This window comes from bacterium, from assembly GCA_017744355.1.
Lineage (GTDB): Bacteria > Cyanobacteriota > Sericytochromatia > S15B-MN24 > UBA4093 > JAGIBK01.
Map to the genome: position 1 here is coordinate 1,137,152 of JAGIBK010000001.1, position 19,551 is coordinate 1,156,702.

Annotated in this window: 20 protein-coding genes; 3 read left to right on the forward strand and 17 right to left on the reverse strand. The window is 67.1% G+C overall.

Features of this window, described 5'->3' with window-relative positions:
• Positions 1-33: 33 nt before the first annotated feature.
• Both J7643_05410 and J7643_05415 read left to right on the forward strand, forming a co-directional pair.
• Entirely contained in the window at positions 34-1,716 is a 1,683-nt protein-coding gene (locus tag J7643_05410) for a HAMP domain-containing protein (protein ID MBO9540017.1), read from the forward strand.
• A 210-nt stretch (positions 1,717-1,926) separates the two neighbouring features.
• On the forward strand, positions 1,927-3,435 hold the full coding sequence (locus J7643_05415; protein MBO9540018.1) for a PAS domain S-box protein: 1,509 nt from the start codon (positions 1,927-1,929) through the stop codon (positions 3,433-3,435).
• Here J7643_05415 and J7643_05420 read toward each other — a convergent pair.
• The 9 genes from J7643_05420 to J7643_05460 form a co-directional block, all read right to left on the reverse strand.
• Entirely contained in the window at positions 3,432-3,962 is a 531-nt protein-coding gene (locus tag J7643_05420) for a GNAT family N-acetyltransferase (GenBank protein MBO9540019.1), read from the reverse strand. The genes J7643_05415 and J7643_05420 overlap by 4 nt on opposite strands.
• 67 nt (positions 3,963-4,029) lie before the next feature.
• Positions 4,030-4,755, reverse strand: a complete 726-nt coding sequence (locus tag J7643_05425) for a response regulator (protein MBO9540020.1) — start codon at positions 4,753-4,755, stop codon at positions 4,030-4,032.
• 116 nt (positions 4,756-4,871) lie between these two features.
• Positions 4,872-5,474 (reverse strand): hypothetical protein, encoded by a 603-nt coding sequence (locus J7643_05430; GenBank protein ID MBO9540021.1) that lies wholly within the window; start codon positions 5,472-5,474, stop codon positions 4,872-4,874.
• Positions 5,458-6,012 carry a hypothetical protein gene (locus J7643_05435; GenBank protein ID MBO9540022.1) on the reverse strand — a complete coding sequence of 185 codons (555 nt, stop codon included), beginning with the start codon at positions 6,010-6,012 and terminating at the stop codon, positions 5,458-5,460. The genes J7643_05430 and J7643_05435 overlap by 17 nt, the downstream gene beginning before the upstream one ends.
• A gap of 84 nt (positions 6,013-6,096) precedes the next feature.
• Complete coding sequence (locus J7643_05440; protein MBO9540023.1) at positions 6,097-7,260, reverse strand: ABC transporter permease; 1,164 nt, start codon at positions 7,258-7,260, stop codon at positions 6,097-6,099.
• Between the two features lie 72 nt (positions 7,261-7,332).
• Positions 7,333-8,352, reverse strand: coding sequence for a class II fructose-bisphosphatase (gene glpX / locus J7643_05445; protein ID MBO9540024.1), 1,020 nt, complete (start codon positions 8,350-8,352; stop codon positions 7,333-7,335).
• A gap of 90 nt (positions 8,353-8,442) precedes the next feature.
• Entirely contained in the window at positions 8,443-10,194 is a 1,752-nt protein-coding gene (gene pyk, locus J7643_05450; protein MBO9540025.1) for a pyruvate kinase, read from the reverse strand.
• Between the two features lie 66 nt (positions 10,195-10,260).
• The gene (eno, locus tag J7643_05455; GenBank protein ID MBO9540026.1) at positions 10,261-11,553 is read right to left on the reverse strand and encodes a phosphopyruvate hydratase; all 1,293 of its coding nucleotides are present in this window, start codon (positions 11,551-11,553) and stop codon (positions 10,261-10,263) included.
• Positions 11,554-11,600: 47 nt separating this feature from the next.
• On the reverse strand, positions 11,601-11,864 hold the full coding sequence (locus J7643_05460) for an RNA-binding S4 domain-containing protein (protein MBO9540027.1): 264 nt from the start codon (positions 11,862-11,864) through the stop codon (positions 11,601-11,603).
• Between the two features lie 203 nt (positions 11,865-12,067).
• On the opposite strand from J7643_05460, the gene J7643_05465 reads away from it, so the two are divergent.
• Positions 12,068-12,751, forward strand: a complete 684-nt coding sequence (locus J7643_05465; GenBank protein MBO9540028.1) for a hypothetical protein — start codon at positions 12,068-12,070, stop codon at positions 12,749-12,751.
• A gap of 9 nt (positions 12,752-12,760) precedes the next feature.
• Here the strand turns inward: J7643_05465 and J7643_05470 are convergent, their stop codons facing one another.
• The 8 genes from J7643_05470 to tuf form a co-directional block, all read right to left on the reverse strand.
• Complete coding sequence (locus J7643_05470; protein MBO9540029.1) at positions 12,761-14,053, reverse strand: aminoacetone oxidase family FAD-binding enzyme; 1,293 nt, start codon at positions 14,051-14,053, stop codon at positions 12,761-12,763.
• A 3-nt stretch (positions 14,054-14,056) separates the two neighbouring features.
• Positions 14,057-14,344, reverse strand: coding sequence for an Asp-tRNA(Asn)/Glu-tRNA(Gln) amidotransferase subunit GatC (gene gatC, locus J7643_05475; protein ID MBO9540030.1), 288 nt, complete (start codon positions 14,342-14,344; stop codon positions 14,057-14,059).
• Positions 14,345-14,370: 26 nt separating this feature from the next.
• Positions 14,371-15,837: a hypothetical protein gene (locus J7643_05480; protein ID MBO9540031.1), complete on the reverse strand. Its 1,467-nt coding sequence runs from the start codon at positions 15,835-15,837 to the stop codon at positions 14,371-14,373.
• 13 nt (positions 15,838-15,850) lie between these two features.
• Complete coding sequence (locus J7643_05485; protein ID MBO9540032.1) at positions 15,851-17,005, reverse strand: hypothetical protein; 1,155 nt, start codon at positions 17,003-17,005, stop codon at positions 15,851-15,853.
• Between the two features lie 16 nt (positions 17,006-17,021).
• Positions 17,022-17,288 carry a hypothetical protein gene (locus J7643_05490; GenBank protein MBO9540033.1) on the reverse strand — a complete coding sequence of 89 codons (267 nt, stop codon included), beginning with the start codon at positions 17,286-17,288 and terminating at the stop codon, positions 17,022-17,024.
• Positions 17,289-17,291: 3 nt separating this feature from the next.
• On the reverse strand, positions 17,292-17,960 hold the full coding sequence (locus J7643_05495; GenBank protein MBO9540034.1) for an NADH-quinone oxidoreductase subunit K: 669 nt from the start codon (positions 17,958-17,960) through the stop codon (positions 17,292-17,294).
• An 11-nt stretch (positions 17,961-17,971) separates the two neighbouring features.
• Positions 17,972-19,000: an adenosine deaminase gene (gene add / locus J7643_05500; protein MBO9540035.1), complete on the reverse strand. Its 1,029-nt coding sequence runs from the start codon at positions 18,998-19,000 to the stop codon at positions 17,972-17,974.
• A 163-nt stretch (positions 19,001-19,163) separates the two neighbouring features.
• The coding region (gene tuf / locus J7643_05505) for an elongation factor Tu (protein ID MBO9540036.1) at positions 19,164-19,551 on the reverse strand (388 nt) is incomplete at its 5' end.

Consider the following 19,551-nt stretch of genomic DNA (forward strand, 5'->3'; position numbering starts at 1 on the left):
AAAGGAGCGCTCGTCGCCTACGGGAGGTCCGTCATGCGATCAACCATGCGTGTCAACATCGCCGTCAAGCTGGCCGGGGTCTTCACCCTGGTCTGCTTGTCGTTGCTGGTGCTGGTCGCGCTGGTCGCCTCGGTCATGACCTCCAAGGGCCTCAAGTCCGAAGCCAGCAAGCGCCTCGACAACGACGTGGCCGTCACCCTCCACACCTTCGACTACTTCGCGCAGGACGCGCTCGCCTCGGCCCAGATGGTCGCGAGCAACCCCAAGGCCCTGCGCTTCGTGACCTCGGGGGCTGCGGCCAACGCGGGGAGCGGCGGCGCCAATGCAGCCATCGACGACCTCCTCGACCTCTTGCCCAAGAACCGCATCGTCCGCGTCTTCGACGCCAACGGCCTCCCCATCAAGGAGCGCGGCGTCCCCAAGGAGGTTTCCGAGCTCGTCAGCGCGGGCGTCCAGCTCGCGCTCGCCAACGAGCCGGTCAAGGGCGTCGAGCCCATGGGCGATCAGGGCCTCGCCATCCGCGGCATCGCCCCCATGAAGGTCGGCGATCGCGTCGTGGGCGCCGTCATGGTCGGCTCGTGGCTCGACCGGGCCTTCGTGGACCAGATCCAGGGCATCACGGGCCTCGAAGTCGGCATCGCCGGCGGCAACTCGCGCATCAGCCACTGGCTCGCCCAGACCATCCGCACCGACGGCAGCGCCCGTCTCAAGGGCGAGCTGCCCCTCGCAGTCGTCCACCAGGTCCGCGAGACGGGCAAGGTCTCCAAGCAGGTCGTCCGCTTCGGCAAGGACGAGTACCTGGGCGCGTTCGCCCCCCTCTTCGGCGACTACGGCGAGTTCGTCGGGCTGCTCTTCATCGGCGAGCCCCAGGCCCCCATGCAGTCGGCCGCCCGCCAGACCCAGTTCTCGATTCTCTGCCTGGCGCTCGCGGGCGCCATCCTCGCCTCGCTGGTCGCCACCGCCCTGTCGCGCACCATCACCAACCCCATCCGCGAACTGGTGGCCCAGGCCACCGCGATCGCCCAGGGGGATCTCAGCAAGCGCGTCGCGGTCGATACCGGCGACGAGCTGGAGCAGCTCGCCCAGGCCTTCAACAAGATGAGCGAGTCGCTGGCCGTCATGAAGCAGCACGACCAGAACGCGAACCCGCTCACCAAGCTACCCGGCAACGTCTCGATCCAGGCCGAGGTGCAGGGCCGGCTCTCTTCGGGCGAGCAGCTCGCCATCCTCTACACCGACCTGGACAACTTCAAGGCCTACAACGACAAGTTCGGCTTCGAGCAGGGCGACCAGGTCATCCGGCTGTGCGCCTCGGTTCTGCAGCAGGCCGTTCAGATGGTCGACCACCCCGGCGACTTCATCGGCCACATCGGCGGCGACGACTTCATCGTCGTCACCCACCCCAAGGTGGCCGAGCGCCTCGCGCGCGAGATCATCCGGATCTTCGACGCCGAGATCCCCGAGCTGTACCCGGCCGAGGACCGCGAGCGCGGCTACATCCTCTCGGTCGATCGCCGCGGCCAGAAGCAGCAGTTCCCGCTCTGCTCGCTCTCCATCGCCCTGGTCACCAACGAGGCCCGCGACATCAAGGACTTCCTCGAGCTTTCGAGCCTCGCCGCCGAGGTCAAGAAGTACGCCAAGGGCATCGAGGGCTCGAACTTCGCCCGCGATCGCCGCAACGACCGCACCGCACCGCTGGACGGCGCGACCGTCTAACCCAGCCCCTTCACGAAGCCACCCGATGCCGGGTGGCTTCGTCGCTTGGAGCCTCACCAGCTTGGCTGTAGCAGCCTCGACCTCCCAGGCGTATCATGCCTTCGGACCCCGCTTGCAGGTCATGCGAAAAGCAGGGATGCAACCATGAGCCGAGGCCCAAAGCGAGACGACAAGCGCCCTCCCGCCGCAGCGGGATCGGAGCGTGTCAGAATGCAGGACCTCGGCATCGGGCTGCTCTTCGACCACATCCGGGATGCCATCGTGGTCGCCGACGTGGAGAGCGATCGCATCGTGCTCTTGAACCGCGTGGCCGAAGACCTGTTCGGCTACTCCGCCGAAGAAGCGATCGGACAGCCCGTCACCCTCTTGATGCCCGAGCGTTACAAGGCCGTGCACCTCGCGGGCATGCGCCACTTCCGCGAGACGGGCCATGGTCGCCTCATCGACTCCAATCGCGCCTTGGAGCTGCCAGGGCGGCATCAGTCGGGCCGCGAGTTCTACCTCGAGCTCTCCCTGAGCCCGATCCCCAGCCGCATCGGGAAACGCCGGTTCGTGCTCGCCGTCATCCGGGATGTGACCGAGCGCAAGAATGCCGAGCTCGCGCTCGCCGAGCAGAAGGAGCTGCTGGAGCGGCTCATCACCCACATGCCGGCCGCCATCGCCTTCCTCGACCGCGATCTGACCTACCGCTGGAACAACCCCGCCCATTCACGCCTGATCGGCCTGCCTGCCGAACGAATCCTCGGGCGGCGCGTCGAAGCGGTCCTCGGCGAAGGTGCTCGGACGGTGGTGCCGCTCCTGAAGCGGGTGCTCGAATCGGACGAGCCGTTCCACGCACAGGCCCTGCCCATCCGGCTGGGCGATGGGGCGGTGACGACCCACTGGGACCTCAGCTACGTACCGATCCGCGATGCAAGCGGAACGCAGCTCGGGATCCTGAGCCTCGCCAGCGAAGCCACCGAGCGCGTCGCAGTCGAGCGTCTCCAGCGCCAGCGGATCGAAGAGCTCCAACACCTCTCCACCCTCAAGGATCAGTTCCTGAGCGTCCTCTCCCACGAGCTGCGCACTCCGATCCAGTGCGTCACCGGTTTCGGAAGCCTCCTGGACGACGAAGTGGCCGGGCCGCTCAACGCCGAGCAGCACGCCTTCATCAAGAAGATCCTGGGGGCATCCGACGTGCTCATCGGACTGGTCAACGACATGCTGGACATGAGCAGCATCCGAGCCGGCAAGTTCCTGGTCGAGCCCTCGCCGGTGCCTGCGAGCCCGCTGATCGCGGGAGCCGTCGAGGCATACCGCGCCCCGGCCACCGAGAAGCAGCTCCGGCTGAGCTGGGACGTGCCTGCCGATCTGCCCTGCCTCTGGGCCGATTCGAAGCGAGTCGCGCAGGTGATCGGGAAGCTGGTGGATAACGCGATCAAGTTCACGCCAGCGGGCGGGAGCGTTGCGGTCCGGGCGCGTGCAGGCAAGAAGTGGCTCGTCCTGAGCATCGCCGACAGCGGGATCGGCATCACCCCCGAGCAGCACGCGCTACTGTTCCAGCCCTTCACCCAGGTGGATATGAGCTCGACCCGGAGCGTCGGCGGGATCGGCCTCGGGCTGAGCATCAGCAAGGCGATCGTCGAGGCGCACCATGGGCGCATCGGGGTGCGCAGCATCCCCGGAAAGGGCAGCCTCTTCTGGGTCGCCCTGCCCTTATCCCCGCCTGGTAGCTGCTAGCGAGCGCTATATTCGGCGCGAGTCGTCCCGTAGTAGCAATGGGGCAAACTCACTCGCTCGAACTCGCCCAGGTAACGGGTGTGGATCTTCTCGGCGACCCGGCGCGAGGCGCCATGGCTCACGACCATCATCGAGATAATCCGCTCGTAGCCGGTATGTTCGAAGCCCCAGGCGAGACAGGCCGCTGCCGCCTCCGTCGCGTAGCCGCGCCCCTGGTAGGCGGGCAGGAAGTGGTAGCCGATCTCGAGCTCGTCGCGCCCCTCGACGGTCTGGATCGTCGGCCCGCAGTCCCCCACGACGGCATGGGTGTCCTTGGCGATCGCGGTCCACAGCCCGAAGCCCAGGGTCCGGTAGCGCTCCTGGTTGCGGGCGATGCTCGCTTCGAGCTGCTCGCGGGTGTAGGGGGCCGGAAAGTAGCGCATGGCGACCGGATCCCCGAAGACCTCGAAGAGAGGATCCACGTCCTCGAGGGTCATCTCGCGCAGGAAAAGGCGCGGGGTCTCGAGCATGATGGGCTTGCGGGGCATGGGGAAGACCCTCCAACGAAAACGCGGCAGGTGGACGAAGGTCCACCCGCCGCGGGGAATTATGAGCTTAGGCCGTGGTCGTGGCTTCGACCGGCTGCGGGGTGTAGTGGGCGAACATGTAGCCCGTGCCGCGCGCCGTGAGGATGAGCTCGGGCGAGCTGGGATCGTCCTCGAGCTTGGAGCGCAGGCGCGAGATGTGGACGTCGACCACGCGGGTGTCCGAGTACTGGCTCAGGCGGTAACCCCAGACCTGGTGCAGGATCTCGGAACGGGAGTAGGCGCGGCCCGGGTTGGTCGCGAGCAGCTCGAGGAGGTTGAACTCCATCTCGGTCAGCTTGACCTTCTTGCCTTCCTTGAGGACCTGGCGCTTGCCGGTGTCGATCAAGAGCTTGTCCACCTTGATGGTGGCCTGCTTGGCGACGTCGGTGTGGGTGCGGCGCAGGACCGCCTTGATGCGGGCCTCCAGCTCACGCGGGGAGAAGGGCTTGACCACGTAGTCGTCGGCGCCGAGCTCGAGGGCCGCGATGCGGTCGGTGATGTCGCCCTTGGCGGTGAGCATGATGATGGGGGTCATCATGTTCTTGCGGAGCTCGCGGCAGACCTCGAACCCGTCGATCTTGGGCATCATGATGTCCAGGACGATCAGGTCGGGGTTGTGGGCCGCAGCCTTTTCGAGGGCTTCGACGCCGTCCGCTGCGGTGATCACCTCGTAGCCGGCCAACTTGAGGCGGGTCTCCACGATCTGGCGGATGCTTGCCTCATCATCGACAACGAGAATCTTTTCCTTATCCATTTCGAATCGTCACTCCTAACGCGCTAGTCGACGGGCGTTATCAAAGGATTGCAATGAAGGAAGGCACGGGGCGTCAATGAAGCGTTGCTTATCTTCATTAAGAACCAGCATAGCACCTAAATGCTCACCCGTAAACCTAGCTCCATGACGCTGATGTCGCTCGTTACGGCGAGATCGCGGTAGCCGCGATAGCGGACACCGATGCTGGTCATCGGGATGAGCGAAAGGTTCGCGCCCAGCATGTAGGAGGCGATTGCGTGCTGATACGAGAGCGGGTAGCTCACGCCGACGCTGCCCTCGAAGGTCAGGGGCGAAAGGATGGGCGAGAGGCCCAGATCGACGCGGGCGCCGGCGCCGTGGTCGAAGGTCGGCGAGAAGAGGCTCTGGCCCTGGTAGAAAATGCCGGGCTTGAGGGAGATCATCGGGATGAAGGAGAGCTCCTTGCGCAGACCGACCTCGGCGAGCATCTCGTCGCTGCCCAGGCGGCTGATGAGGTTCCCCGCCACGTCGAAGCCGAAGGCGTCCACGTTGCCGTCCAACTCGAACGCGGGACCCGAGATGGACGCGCCCTGCTTGTCGCCGCTCAGGTAGCCGATGTGGGCGCCGGCCGAGGCTCCGATGCCGATCAGGGGCACGGCCTGAGCCGGGGCCGAGAAACCGATGGTGGCGACCGTCGTCGCAGCCAGCACGGCACCGAGGAGGTTAGGGCGCGTAGTCATGTGCAAACTCCCTTGCTACAGATCGGGCGGCCCGCTCGAAGGCGGCCGCCTGCGGATGACTCGGATCGAGCGGTTCGGTCCCGACCAGTCGCTTGGTCCACAGGATCTTGCCCGTGTCCGCTGCGACGACCTTGACCGTCATCGAAACCCAGACGCGCCCTTGGCTCGCCTGCACCCGATACCCGCTGATCGTCCCGGTGAGAAAGGCCCGGACCCCGAGCGCCGTCGCCTGACCCTTGAGCCAGCTGACGGCGAGCCTCGGCCCGGGCCGCGAAATCGGCGGCGCGGCGAGGACCCCTTCGACGCTCTGGCGCGTCTCCTCCCAGAAAGCCCGGGAGATGGGCTTGGCGACGTCCTGCCCGGTCAGGTCCACGAACTCGACGATCGCAAGCCCCGTCCCTTGCTGCGGCGCCTCGGCCTCAGGGGCCTTGGCACGCCCGAAGAGCGCTGCGCAACCAGAGCTTGCGATCAGCGCCATGGCGATCGCGCCCCAGAAGGCGCTCCGGACGGACACAGGGATGCGGCGAGCGAAAAACATCAAGTTTCCTAAACCTCACCACCCAAATGATACGAAGATTTGCTCGCCATGTCTAGCTTGCCAGACAAATCCCGGCCGATGGCCTCACGCACGCCGGATCACCTCGATCGGATCCAGCTTGATGGCGCGGCGCGCGGGCAAGAGGCAGGCCATGAGGGCCACCCCCAAGGCGGCAACGGCCGTCAAGGCGAAGTCGAGGGGCTCCATCCGCACGGGCAGGCGATCGATGTAGTAGACGTCCGAAGGCAAGGCCAAAGGGAAGCTCCCCAGCGCCAGCGAGAGGCCGACGCCCGCCGCGAGGCCCAGGGCGACCCCCAGGACGCCGACGACGGCCCCCTCCATGACCACCATGCGGCCCATGGTGACCCCGCTCGATCCGAGCGCGCGCAGGATCGCGATCTCGCGGCTTTGCTCGAGCACCCACATGGCGAGGGTGTTGGCGATACCCATGGTCGCGACGATGATGATGAACATGGTGACCAGGAAGATCACCCGCTTCTCCAGGGCCAGGGCCCCGAGCAAGCTGCTGTTGTTGACCGTCCACGAGCGCACGCTGTAGGGCACCGTGCGCTGCAGCTCGGAGGCCACCTCGGGGGCCGCGAAGACGTCGTCGAGGCGAATCGAGAGGCCCGTCACGCTGTCGCCGAGACCAAATACCTGCTGGGCGACGCGCAGATCCAGGTAGGCCACGTGCGCGTCGTACTCGTAGAGTCCCGCCTGGTAGAGCCCCGTCACGACCACCGGCTGCTTGGAAGCGAGGCCGCTGACCAAGAGCAAGCGATCACCGCTCTTGGCGCCGAGCTTCTTGGCGAGCTCGCTGCCCAGCATGATGCCTGGCAGGTTCCCGCGGGGCGCGAGGTCGCCCTTGAGGACGTACTTGGTCCAGTCGGGGTTGTCCTTCTCCTGGGCGGGGTCGATGCCGCGCACCAGGACCCCCGACGAGAAGCCCGAGCGGGTCAAGAGGGCCTGGCCGTTGATGAACGGCAGGACGTTCTTGACGTGGGGCTGGGGCTTGATCTCCTCTTGAAGGCGCGGGTAGTCCTTGACCATGCCCGTCAGTGCGTCGGTGACCGCCACGTGCGGGGTGGTGCCGAGGATGCGGTCCACCAGGTCGGCCTCGAAGCCGTTGGTCAGCGAGAGGGCGGTCGTCAGGATTGCCACGCCGACCGAGACGCTCAGGATGAGCATGACCGTCTGGCGCCAGCGAGCCAAAAGATGACGGGCGGCAATGAAGAACAGAAACCTCATGGCCCCATGATAGCACGCAAGGGGCCGCCCAAACGGGCGGCCCCTGCGGCTATTCCGGTATCGATTCGAGGCTTAGAAGCGCTCGAGCGCGACCGCGGTGTTCTTGTCCGTCTGGTGGACGGTGTCGATGAAGCGGATCGTGCGGGTCGAAGCGCCCATGACCAGCGAGTAGGTGCGGTGGCCGGCGCCGTAGTAGCGAACACCGTGCAGGATGTCGCCCTCGGTGATGCCGGTGGCGGCGAAGATGATCTCCTTGCCGGGGGCCAGGTCTTCGGTGAAGTAGACCTTGTCGAGGTCGATGCCCATGGCGCGGCAGCGCTCGGCTTCCTGCTCGTTACGGGGCTTGATCCGGGCCTGGATCTCGCCGCCCAGGCACTTCATGGCCGCAGCCGCGAGCACCCCTTCGGGAGCGCCGCCGATGCCCATGACCGCGTGGACCGCGGTGCCGCGGACCGCCGCCGAGATCGCCGCGCAGACGTCGCCGTCGCCGATCAGGCGGATGCGCGCGCCCGCGGCGCGGACTTCCTCGATCAGGCCCTGGTGACGCTCACGGTCCAGGATGACGATGGTCAGGTCGCTGATCTCGCGCTTGAGGGCCATGGCCAGGATCGCGAGGTTGGTCTTGACCGGAGCGGTGATGTCCACCTTGCCAGCGGCGGCAGGACCGACGATCAGCTTCTCCATGTAGGTATCGGGAGCGTAGAACAGACCGTTCTTCTCGGAGACCGCCATGACCGCGATGGAGTTGGGCAGGCCCTTGGCCACCAGGTTGGTGCCTTCGAGGGGATCGACCGCGATGTCGATCTCGCAAGCGCCTTCGCGCCAGGTGCCGACCTTCTCGCCGATGTAGAGCATCGGCGCCTCGTCGCGCTCGCCCTCGCCGATCACGATGGTGCCGCACAGGTCGAGCCGGTTGAGGGTCTCGCGCATGGCCTCGGTGGCTGCCTGGTCGGCCGCGTGGTTGTCACCCTGGCCCATCAGACGACCGGAGGCAAGGGCCGCGGCCTCGACCACCTGGACGATATCGTTGGCGATGCGGGTTTCGAGGCTCTCGCCCGAAACGGGGGTACGAGGGTTGGCGGAAAGCGTCATTGCATTCTCCTCTGAAAAGCAGATCCATCGCCCCCGGCAAGAGGGCGATGGGTGGCGGTTCCTAGTCTAACATAACGAGCACGACGGGCCCTAGATCTTGACCTGACCCTTGAGCACCAGGCCCCGGACCGGGTCGAGGGTGATGACCATGCCGTCGTGGATCTTGTCCAGGTCCTCGGTGCCCAGGATGACGGGCTTGCCGAGTTCCAGCGAGACGATGGCGGCGTGGCTCGTCAGGCCGCCCGCGCGCACCACCGTGGCGCTCGCGCGCTCCATAGCAGGCGTCCACTCAGCGTCGGTCTGATGGGTGATCAGGATGTCGCCGGCTTCGAGCTTGGCCATGGCCTCGCGGGGGGACTGGGCGACGCGGGCGATCCCGCTGATCGGCCGCTGGCCGAGGCCCATGCCGCGGGTGATGATGCTGGTGATGACCTCGACCTTGATCGAGTTGGTGGTGCCGGCCTGGCCCATGGGGACGCCGGCGACCATGATCGCGAGGTCCCCGGGGGCGAGGATCCCCATCTCCTTGGCGCAATCGACCGCCTCGCTGAAGAGCGACTCGGTGTTGTCGTTCTCGGCGATGAGCATGGGCACCACGCCCCAGACCAGGGCCATCTGCCGGCAGACTTCCTCGTTGCAGGAGGCCGCGATGATCGGACAGTTGGGGCGGTACTTGGAGACGTGACGCGCACTCGAGCCCGAGAAGGTCGCCGTGATGATGGCCGAGGCGTTGAGCTCGGGCACCATGCGGGTCGCGGCGTGGGCGATCGCATCCTGCACCGGGCGCGCGTACTCCTCTTCGAGTTCAGGACGCTCGGTGGGGCGCACGTTCCGCTCGACCTGCAGGGCGATGCGGGCCATGGTCTCGACCGCTTCGAGCGGATACGAGCCGGCCGCCGTCTCGTTGGAGAGCATGACCGCGTCGGTGCCGTCGAGGATGGCGTTCGCCACGTCCGAGGCCTCGGCGCGGGTGGGGCGCGGGTTGTGGATCATCGAGTCGAGCATCTGGGTGGCCGTGATGACGGGCTTGCCCTCCAGGTTGCAGATCTTGATGATCTGCTTCTGGACCAGGGGCACGTCCTCGACCGGGATCTCGACGCCCAGATCGCCACGGGCGACCATGACCCCGTCGGCGACCGCGATGATCTCGTTGAGGGCCTGGACGGCCTCACGGCGCTCGATCTTGGCGATGACCGGGGTGCGGGTGCCGAACTTGGCGAGGCAGTCCTTGACCTCGAGCACGTCGGAGGCCTGCTGGACGAAGGAGGCCGCGACCAGGTCGACGCCCTGCTGGGCGCCGAAGGCCAGGTCCCGGCGATCCTTGTCGGTCAGGACCGAGATCTTGAGGGGGCTGCCGGGGAAGTTGACGCCCTTGCGCGGCTTGAGGGGGCCGCCGACCATCACGCGGGTGACGAGCATCTCGGGCTTGACCTCGACCACCTGCAGCTCGAGCAGGCCGTCATCCAGGAGGATGCGCTTACCGGGCTCGATGTCCTCGGTGAGGCGCTCGTACGAGACCGACGCCATCTGCTCGTTGCCCTCGAGGGGCTGGGTGGTCAGGATGAAGGTCTGGCCCGGGATGAGGGTCACCTGGCCGCCCTTGATCTCGCCGACGCGGATCTTGGGACCCTGGATGTCCTGCAACAGGGCGACGTGCCGATCCATCTCCTTGGAGATGCGGCGGACCCGCTCGATGTTCGCCAGGTGGGTCTCGTGGGTGCCGTGCGAGAAGTTGAGGCGGAACACGTCCACCCCGGCCTCGATCAGGCGGCGGACCACCTCGTCGCTGCTCGAGGCAGGACCGAGGGTGGCGACGATCTTGGTACTCTTTCGTGCTTCCATTTGTTTCCTAACGTAGCGGTCGGCCCACTCGCTGAATCGGGGGCCGACCACTGGTCTTGCGTCCGCTTAGCCGAGGTTGTAGAAGGCTTCGCGACCGGGATAGACGGCTCCTTCGCCGAGCTCTTCTTCGATGCGCAGGAGCTGGTTGTACTTGGCGATACGGTCCGAGCGCGAGGCCGAACCCGTCTTGATCTGGCCGGCGTTGGTGGCGACCGCGAGGTCCGCGAGGGTGGTGTCCTCGGTCTCACCCGAGCGGTGGCTGATGACGACGCCGTAACCGGCGCGCTTGGCCATCTCGATGGTGGTGAGGGTCTCGGTCAGGGTGCCGATCTGGTTGACCTTGACGAGGATGGCGTTGGCGATGCCTTCGGCGATGCCGCGCGAGAGGCGATCGGGGTTGGTCACGAACAGGTCGTCACCGACCAGCTGGACGCGCTCGCCCAGACGCTCGGTGAGAAGGCGCCAGCCATCCCAGTCGTCCTCGGCCATGCCGTCTTCGATCGAGATGATGGGGTAGCGATCGCAGAGGCCCGCGAGGTAATCGACCATCTGCTCGCGGCTGCGGTTGACACCCTCGCCCTCGAAGCGGTAGACGCCGTCCTTGTAGAACTCAGTGGAGGCCACGTCGAGCGCGAGCAGCACGTCGCCGCCGGCCGAGTAGCCCGCCTGGGAGATGGCCTCGACGATGAGGTCCAGGGCCTCTTCGGCGGTCTTGATCATGGGGGCGAAGCCGCCCTCGTCGCCGACGGCGGTGTTGAGGCCGCGGCGGCGCAGGACCTTCTTGAGCTGGTGGAAGATCTCGGTGCCGGTGCGCAGGGCCTCGGCGAACGAGGCGGCGCCCACGGGCATGATCATGAACTCCTGGATGTCGATGGGGTTGTCGGCGTGAGCGCCGCCGTTGAGGATGTTCATCATCGGCACGGGCAGGGTGCGAGCGCCCATGCCGCCCATGTAGCGGTAGAGGGGCAGGCCGGTCGCGTTGGCCGAGGCCTTGGCGATCGCCATGCTCACGCCGAGGATGGCGTTGGCGCCGAGCTTGGCCTTGTTGCGGGTGCCGTCGATCTGGATCATGGCCTCGTCGATCTCGATCTGGTCCATGGCGTCCATGCCGGCGAGCTCGTTGGCGATGACTTCGTTGACGTTGTCCACGGCGCGCAGCACGCCCTTGCCGTCGTAGCGGCTGGGCTCGTTCGTGTCACGCAGCTCGACGGCCTCGTGGGCGCCGGTCGAGGCGCCCGAGGGCACGGCCGCGCGACCCGAGGCGCCCCCGGTCAGCACCACGTCGACTTCGACGGTGGGGTTGCCCCGCGAATCCAGGATCTCGCGTGCGTAGATGTCTTCGATCAAGGTGCTGGTCATGTTGGTGTCGTGTCCTCTGTCGTGCGGGGGGCGGTGGAAGAAGGGCCTTAGTCGATGGCGGCGACGTCGCCTTCGAGGCGGTAGAGCTCCGAGGCGCTCTTGGCGGCGACCGGGGTGCTGGGCACCAGCAGGATCTCGAGCTTGAGGGTCTTGCCCCCGAACTGGATCTCGAGGCGATCGCCAGGCTTCACGTCAGCCGCGGCCTTGGCGGGACGACCGTTGATCGTCACCCGGCCCTGGTCACAAACCTCGTTGGCCACGGTGCGCCGCTTGATGACCCGCGAGAGCTTGAGCCACTTGTCGAGCCGCATCTTAACCTCTTCTTCGCAAGAACCTATCACGCCGATAGGAACTTCCATTTTGCCGGGAAGGCCTCAAAGATGCAAGCAGGTCATACCCCGCTCGAACAAGGCGCATCCTGGCGTTGACGCTCGGATTTCGCACTTTTACAGTGTTCCCGCGGCCTATCGGCACGAGCGACGCCCGGCGGCCGCGCAGGAAAGCGAGGCCAACCATGGCGCTGAGGACGATGCGCGAGCTACCGGACTTCGTGATGGCCCCCGGCTCCCCAGACATGCTGGGATGGGCGGTCCATGACCGCGACGATCTCTTGACGGGGACCGTGGTGGATCTGGTGGTGGAAACCGAGGAGAAAGTGATTCGCCTGATCGGCGTCCGGCTCGGCGACGGCCGCCACATCCTGATCCACGTCGCCGCCCTCGACCTGAACGAGGACCGGGGCGCCGTCAAGGTGTTCAGGCTATCGCGCGAGGAGATCCACGCACAGCCCCCCTACACCCCGCCGACCCTCAGCGAGGATATCGAGGCCCGCTACGAGGATCTCTTCAAGCATGCGGAGCCGGTGGGTGCCTGGGAGCCCTCCCCCCTCGACATCCCCTTCCCACCCCTGAAGGCGCGAAGCGATCGGCTGAAGAACCCGCCGTTCGGGCGCAAGCCCAAGTCGCCGCCGCCACAAGAGGTGCGCCTGCCCTACGAGCGCGAAGGCGAAGGCGCCGAAGTGCCGATCAAGACCGGGATTTTCGCCGCGAGCATGCCGTGGGACATCGCCGATGCGGGCCACAAGGAGAGCCCGGACACCCCGGGCCCCGAGGCCGACGCCGAGGTCCTCTGGCAGGCAGAGCAGCCGGGACTGCCTTCAGCCCTGGGCGGCAGGCGGAAAAATCCGGAAGAGGAGTAGCCTCGGGCCCTAACGGGTGACGCTGATCAAGACCTGCTCAGGATCCTCGGGGGAAAGTACCTGACGCGCAGCCGCAAGGCCTGCGGCCCAGCCCGTGGACCAGGCGGCCTGGAGGTTGTAGCCCCCGATGTAGCCATCCACGTCCAGGACCTCACCGGCCCAGTACAGCCCCTTGACCAGCTTGGACTCCATGGTCTTGCCATCGACCTGCTTGAGATCCACCCCGCCGGCCGTCACCTCGGCCACTTCCTTCGAGAGCGCGCAGATCACGGGGAAGACCCAGCGCTGGAAGGTATCGAGGATCCGGTTGCGCTCCTGGCGGGTCACTTCCGAAACGCGCTTGGTGGCTTCGGCTCCTGCCGCCTGGAGGAAGAAGGGGATCAAGCGCTCGGGCAGACGCTCCTTCATGGCCTCGGCGAGCGTCGCCCGGGGGGCGGCCTCCCAGTCCCGGCGCAGGCCCGCGTCCAGCTGCTCGCGGGTGAGCGCCGGCTTCAAGTTCAGGTGGATCTCGACCTTCTTGCCCTGCTTCTGAGCAAGCACCGCATGGCGGCTCAGGTACAGGATGATGGGGCCCGTCAGACCAAAGTGGGCGAAGCGCATCTCGCCCTGGCGATCGAGCGTGGCCTTGCCGTCCGCGACGACCGTCGCCTTGACGTTTCGCAGCTCCAGGTCGGCCAGCTCCTTGACGCCCGCGACCTTGAGGGGGACCAAGGCGGGGAAGGGATCGACCACCTGGTGGCCGGTCTCGCGGGCCATGGTGTAGCCGTCGCCGGTCGAGCCGGTGCCGGGGAAGGACTGACCCCCGACCGTGATGATCAGGGCGTCCGCTGGGACGACCTCGCCCGATTGCAACTCGATGCCCGTCACCCGGCCGTCCTCCGTGCGGATCGCCTTGCCGGGAGCTTCGAGCCTGAGGGTGACGCCGAGGCGAATCATCTCGCGCTGCAGGGCCTCGACCACGTCGGTGGACTTGTCCGAATCCGGGAAGATCCGGCCGCCGCGATCGCGCTTGGTCTTGACCCCGAGGTCCTCGAAGAAGCGCACCGCGTCCTGGGTGTCGAAGCGCGACAGCAGGCTCCACAGGAAGCGACCGCCGCCCGGGTAGTGCTGGACCAGCTCCTTGACGCTGGGCTCGGCGTTGGTGATATTGCAGCGCCCCTTGCCGGAGATGATGATCTTGTAGCCGACACGCTTGGTCTTCTCGAGCAAGGTGACCGAGGCTCCGGCGCGCGCGGCGGCGATCGCCGCCATCATGCCGGCGCCGCCGGCGCCTACCACCACGATATGAGCAGGATGAGTCATGACTTACTCGCTAAGAATCTTGGGAACGCGGAACATGCCCTGCTCGGCAGCAGGGGCGTTCTGGAGGACCTCGGCCTGCGTCAGGCTGGGGGCGAGCACGTCGCCGCGGGTCACGTTGCGCAGCGGCAGCGGATGGGCCGTGGGGGCCACGCCGGTGGTGTCCAGCTCCTGGAGCTGCTCCACGTAGCCGAGGATGGCGCCCAGTTGCTCGGTGAACATCGCCTCCTCGGCAGGCTCCAGTTCGAGGCGCGCGAGCTTGGCCACGTGGTGGACGGTGTCTTGGGTGATCATCGGGACCTCCTGGGTCAAAAGCCGGGCTAGGCCTTGAGAGCGAGCTGCCACAGGGCGTCGGGCACGAGGAAGAAGAGAACGAGCAGGGCGACGGCCCCCGCCGCGACGGCGATCGCCGCCGGCCGCACCTCGAAGGCGGGAAGGGTCGGCGCGACCTTTTCGAGCGAGAGGCGCGGGGCCCGCATGTAATAATACGCCGCCAACGCGGATTGGAGGGCCGCGACGACCACGAGCCAGACCAAGGCGTAGGCCTGGGACAGGTAGGCGTAGCCGATCACGGCCTTGAAGACGAGCACCTTGCCCCAGAAGCCCGCCAAGGGCGGCAGGCCGCAGAGGCTCAGCAAGCAAAGGGCAAGAGCACCCACCAGCCACGGGTGACGACGCGCCAGGCCCCGGTAGGCCACGACCGAGGTCTCGCCCGTTCCCTCGGCGAGGGCCGCGATCGCGGCGAAGGCCCCCAGGGTCGAGGCCGCGTAGGCCGCAAGGGCCACGAGCAGCCCCGAGCGGGCCTCGGGGGCGGCGTCGGGGTGGGCGCAGGCGATGAGGGCGAGAGCGAGAAATCCCGCCTGCGCGATCGCAGCCCCCGCCATCATGCGGGTCATGCGAGCCTGGGCGATCGCATGCAAGCTACCCAGCCCCATCGCCACCAACGCCATGAGCACGAGGGCGGGGGCCCAGAGGTCGCGCGCCATCATCAGGGCGCCGGGCAGCACCCGCGCCAGCACGGCGAAGGTCGAAACCACCGGCACCGTGAGGGCGAAGGCGAGGGCCGCAGGCGTGCTTCCTTCGCTCGCATCCATCACCCAGGCCTGGAAGGGCACGAGCAGGGCCTTGCAGCTCAAGCCGCCGAGCACCAAGAGCACCGCCAGCAGCATCGGGGGATGGGTGGTGGTGCCCAGGTCGAGCAGCTTGCCGCCCGTCTCGGCCAGGGTAATGGTGCCGGTCAGGCCGAAGAGCCAGGACACCCCGAACAAGAGCAGGATCGTCGCCGCCGCGCTCGGCATGTAGGACTTGAAGGCCGCCTCCGCGCGAAGGCGGCTCTCCAGGCTGCCCTGCGAGGAACGATCCCAGCCGATCAAGAGCGACGCTCCGATCGCCATGACTTCCAGAGAGAGGGCGAGCACGGCCCAGTCGGCCGCCGCCGGCAAGACGAGTGCTCCCGAGGTAGCGAGCAAGAGCCAAGTGTAGAAACGCGCGCGCGCCGGGTGGGCCTGAAGGTGATCACCCGCCAAGGCAGCCACGGCCGCGCTCGCCACCAGGATCACGAGCCGCACGAGCCCCGCGTAGCCATCGAGCATGAGCCAGCCGCCACGGCTGGCTTCCCCCGTCGCCGTGAACAAGTTACCGAGTTGAAGGCCCGCCGCGGCAATCAGACCGTAGCAGGTAATCAAGCCGATGCCGGCGCGAACCTTAGGCAAGCGCCAGCCGAGCAGGCTGCCGAGGAGCAAGGCGAACACCACGGCATCGGGGAACAGCAAGCGAAAATCAAACACGGTCACGCGCCCCCTACAACCCGATGAGCGGCGCCAAGCTTGCCGCAAAGCCGTCCAGAACGCCCGCCGTCATGAGGGGCCAGAGGACTGCCGCGAGGCCCACCCCTACAGCCAGAGGCGCCAAGCGAGCATTCGTCGGACGCGCCTCGGCCGCCAAGACCCAGGCGGGCAGGCCAATGCCGATTGCCGCGAGCAGCAAGAGCGCCAGCTTGATGGTCACGAGCTGCATCACCCCAAGGCCCACCACCAACGCGCCGACCGCTGCGAGCAAAACACAAGCCATCCGCCGACGCCCCGAGGCGGCGAGCGCTCCCCAGAGACCGTACAGCAGCGAAACCAAGCCGAGGAAGACGAGCACCGGCGAGAGCGCCTGCGCGGGCCCCGGCATAACGGCCAGGCCGAAGCGGATCAGGCCGAAGACGCCGAGGGGCGCCACGACGCCCGCCAGCATGGCAGCGAGCGGTGCCGGCAGGTCCTCGAGCGCATCGAGCAGCCATGGGTGAAAGGGAACGAGCGGCATCTGGAGGGCAAAGCCTGCGGCCAGGACGCCGAAGATGACGCGCTGCATCTCCATGGGGGCCACCGCCGCCGGGTGGTTCTGCTGCAACAGGACCACGTCCGCGGCCGAGCCGTTCAGCAGGTACAGGACGAGCAGCGCCGAGAGGGAAAGGGCCGAGGCGATCCCCGTGAACAAGCGGAGCTTGCTCGACGTGCCGGTCGGCGCATAGGCGGCCAGACACGTCGCCAGGGCGGTAAGGGCCACCTGCCAGCCCGCCACGAACAGGAAGAGGTCCCGCCCCGCATAGGCGAGGCCTGCCCCCGCCTGGACGAAGAGCAGCATGGCCATTTCGAGCTTGTCGCCCTTCTGGGCCCGCCAGGCGACCGCTGCCGACGCGAAAGCCACCACGCTGGTCAAGAGCGCGAAGTGAAGACCAAGACCGTCCAGCCCGAACCTAAAGCCGATCCCCAAGGAAGGCAGCCAGTCCGCCTGCGAGAGGGCTTGCCAGCCCCCACGCGGATCGAACGGCATCGCGACCGCAAGCGACAGCACGAGGGCCAGGGCCGTCGTGAAGAGCGCAAGCAGGCGGCTGCGGCTCGCGGGTTGCAGGAGGATCGCGATCGCCCCAAGCAGGGGCAGCAGCACGGAAAGAGGCAACAGAGCAGACATGAACCGGCCGCGCTTTCTAGGTCCGAAGACCGAGCAATTGCCCGAAAAGCCGGAAGACTCCCGCGATCGAATCGGGCACCCGCAGGATGTACCAGATCCCGAAGGCCACGAGGCACCCGAGCGCCATCAGCAGGCTCGTCTGAACCTTGCCCCCGGCACCGAGCTTGATGGCTTCAGCGATGGTGAGGACCAGCAACGCGAGGGCCGCGTACGCGCCCCCGATCCAGTCCCGCTCGACCCGCTCCAAGGCCTCGGCGAGCCGCTGGCGTGCCCCGTTCGTCATGGCTTATCCCTTCACCTCGTCGAAGGCCTCGAGGTCCACGGTCTCGCGCCGGACGAAGAGCGCCCGCAAGAGGACCATGCCGACCAGCGCCTGCGCCACGCCGAGCCCCATGACCGACAAGACGAGGCTGCCCTCGCCCGCTGCCTGAGGGTGCAGGAAGTGCCCGAAGGCCACGAGGTTGAGGACGGCGGCGACCAGGGCGACTTCGAGCGACATCCAGGCGCGAATCCCGTCGCGTTGGATCACCGCCCCGTAGAGCCCGATCGAAAGCAAGGCGGCTCCGAGCCCCAGGGCATGCCCGAGCCCGAAGGAGAGCGGCTGTGCGAGCAGCAGAGCGCCCCACTCGGAGCCGGCCAACACCCGAACGAGGAGGATCAAGCAAAGCAGTAGCACCAGCGAGGCCCAGTAAAGCCTGCGATCCGACGGCCCCGCCTTCACCTGGGCCTGGCTCTGCCAGTAGGCCACGTGAAAAACGCCGCCCACCAGCGCGCCGAAGCCGAAGAGCTGAGCGGCGGCAAGCCACGGGGCCTGCCACAGCCAGAACAGCACGGCGCTCGCCCCCACCGTGCCCATCAGCGCCGCGGCGGCTAGGACCGTGTTCCGCGCGAGGGCGACGGCGAGCGCCCCGGCGATGGACGCCAGGGCGAAGAGGTACATGGCGGCACTCGGCAAGGTTTTTTCTCTTAAACGGCCTGGGGCTCGACGCGCAGCGCCGCAAGCTCAGCCTCGAAGCTCGCGAGGTAAGCCTTCTTGTCCGCCTCGGGCAGGAACGAGGCCCGGATGCCGTTCAGGACGATCTGCTCGATCTGGTCGCGCGACAGGCCGAACTCGGTCATGGCCACGTCGTACTCCCGCACCAGGTCGGTCTCGAACATGGGGGGATCGTCCGAGTTGAGGGTCACCAGGCAGCCCGCGTCGACCAGCTTGCGCAGCGGGTGCGAAGCGTAGTCGGGGTAGATGCCGATGCAGGTGTTGCTCGTGGGGCAGACCTCGAGCGGGATCTGGTTGTCGCGCAAGTGCGCGATGAGGGCGGGATCCTCGATGGAGCGCACGCCGTGGCCGATGCGCTGGGCCTTGAGGACGTTGAGGGCGTTCCAGACGCTCTCGGGGCCGGCGGCCTCACCGGCGTGGGCCACCACGGGCATCCCCGCCTCGCGGCCGAGGCGGAAGGCCTCCTCGAACCACTCGGCCGGGAACTCGGCCTCGGCCCCACCGATGCCGAGGCCCATGACGCCCCGGTCCTTGATCCGCACCATTTCCTGAGCGATCCGCACGCCGAACTCGGCGCCCATCTCGCGCGAGATGTCGGCGATGAGCTCCATCCGCACGCCCATGTCGCGGGCGGCTTCCTTGCGCGCCTGGGTAATGGCATCCACGATCGCCCCGAGGTCCGCGTTCTGCTTGATGAAGTGGCCGGGCGCGAAGAAGGTCTCGCAGTACTTCACGTTGAGGCTCGCCTGGTAAGCGAGGAACTCCTTGGTCACCAGGTAGAAGTCCTCGGGGGTCCTGAGGCACTTGCAGATGGTGGTGTAGACGTCGATGAAGTGGAGGAAGTCGCGGAAGCGATAGAAGTCCCGGACCCCTTCGAGGTCGTGAGCGGGCAGGGCGATGCCGTGGCGCTCGGCGAGCTTGAGAAGAGTCTCAGGGCGGATGGCGCCTTCGAGGTGGACGTGGAGTTCGGCTTTGGGGAGGCGCCGGGCGTATTCGGACATGCGTTTTTCCTTTCCTTCACCGAGCCACGCCTGTGTGGACCCCGGTTAACAGACGATAATAGCGTGATTGGCCGCCAAAAGGAAGACGCCACCCCAAAAACGCGCAAAGCGAAAGGGGAGCCTTGCGGCTCCCCTTTCGTTGGATTCTTTAGAAACCCGTGGCTTAGCCCATGATGCTGGCGACGACGCCAGCGCCGACGGTGCGGCCGCCCTCACGGATCGCGAAGCGCATGCCTTCCTCGATCGCGATGGGGGTGATCAGCTCGATCTCCATCTGGATGTTGTCGCCGGGCATGACCATCTCAACGCCCGCAGGCAGGACGATCGAACCGGTGACGTCGGTGGTCCGGACGTAGAACTGGGGCTTGTAGCCGGGGAAGAAGGGGGTGTGACGGCCGCCCTCTTCCTTGGTCAGGACGTAGACTTCGCCCTTGAACTTGGTGTGGGGCTTGATCGAACCGGGCTTGGCCAGGACCTGACCGCGCTCGATCTCTTCCTTGGCGATACCGCGCATCAGCAGACCGACGTTGTCGCCGGCCAGACCCTCTTCG

Coding starts and splice junctions, on each gene's coding strand:
- J7643_05470 (MBO9540029.1), bottom strand. CDS start 14,053: ATGACTCATCCTGCTCATATCGTGGTGGTAGGCGCCGGCGGCGCCGGC.
- eno (MBO9540026.1), bottom strand. CDS start 11,553: ATGACCAGCACCTTGATCGAAGACATCTACGCACGCGAGATCCTGGAT.
- J7643_05425 (MBO9540020.1), bottom strand. CDS start 4,755: ATGGATAAGGAAAAGATTCTCGTTGTCGATGATGAGGCAAGCATCCGC.
- J7643_05490 (MBO9540033.1), bottom strand. CDS start 17,288: ATGACGAACGGGGCACGCCAGCGGCTCGCCGAGGCCTTGGAGCGGGTC.
- J7643_05435 (MBO9540022.1), bottom strand. CDS start 6,012: ATGTTTTTCGCTCGCCGCATCCCTGTGTCCGTCCGGAGCGCCTTCTGG.
- J7643_05420 (MBO9540019.1), bottom strand. CDS start 3,962: ATGCCCCGCAAGCCCATCATGCTCGAGACCCCGCGCCTTTTCCTGCGC.
- J7643_05430 (MBO9540021.1), bottom strand. CDS start 5,474: ATGACTACGCGCCCTAACCTCCTCGGTGCCGTGCTGGCTGCGACGACG.
- J7643_05485 (MBO9540032.1), bottom strand. CDS start 17,005: ATGTCTGCTCTGTTGCCTCTTTCCGTGCTGCTGCCCCTGCTTGGGGCG.
- add (MBO9540035.1), bottom strand. CDS start 19,000: ATGTCCGAATACGCCCGGCGCCTCCCCAAAGCCGAACTCCACGTCCAC.
- J7643_05440 (MBO9540023.1), bottom strand. CDS start 7,260: ATGAGGTTTCTGTTCTTCATTGCCGCCCGTCATCTTTTGGCTCGCTGG.
- J7643_05410 (MBO9540017.1), top strand. CDS start 34: ATGCGATCAACCATGCGTGTCAACATCGCCGTCAAGCTGGCCGGGGTC.
- pyk (MBO9540025.1), bottom strand. CDS start 10,194: ATGGAAGCACGAAAGAGTACCAAGATCGTCGCCACCCTCGGTCCTGCC.
- J7643_05465 (MBO9540028.1), top strand. CDS start 12,068: ATGGCGCTGAGGACGATGCGCGAGCTACCGGACTTCGTGATGGCCCCC.
- J7643_05415 (MBO9540018.1), top strand. CDS start 1,927: ATGCAGGACCTCGGCATCGGGCTGCTCTTCGACCACATCCGGGATGCC.
- gatC (MBO9540030.1), bottom strand. CDS start 14,344: ATGATCACCCAAGACACCGTCCACCACGTGGCCAAGCTCGCGCGCCTC.
- J7643_05460 (MBO9540027.1), bottom strand. CDS start 11,864: ATGCGGCTCGACAAGTGGCTCAAGCTCTCGCGGGTCATCAAGCGGCGC.
- glpX (MBO9540024.1), bottom strand. CDS start 8,352: ATGACGCTTTCCGCCAACCCTCGTACCCCCGTTTCGGGCGAGAGCCTC.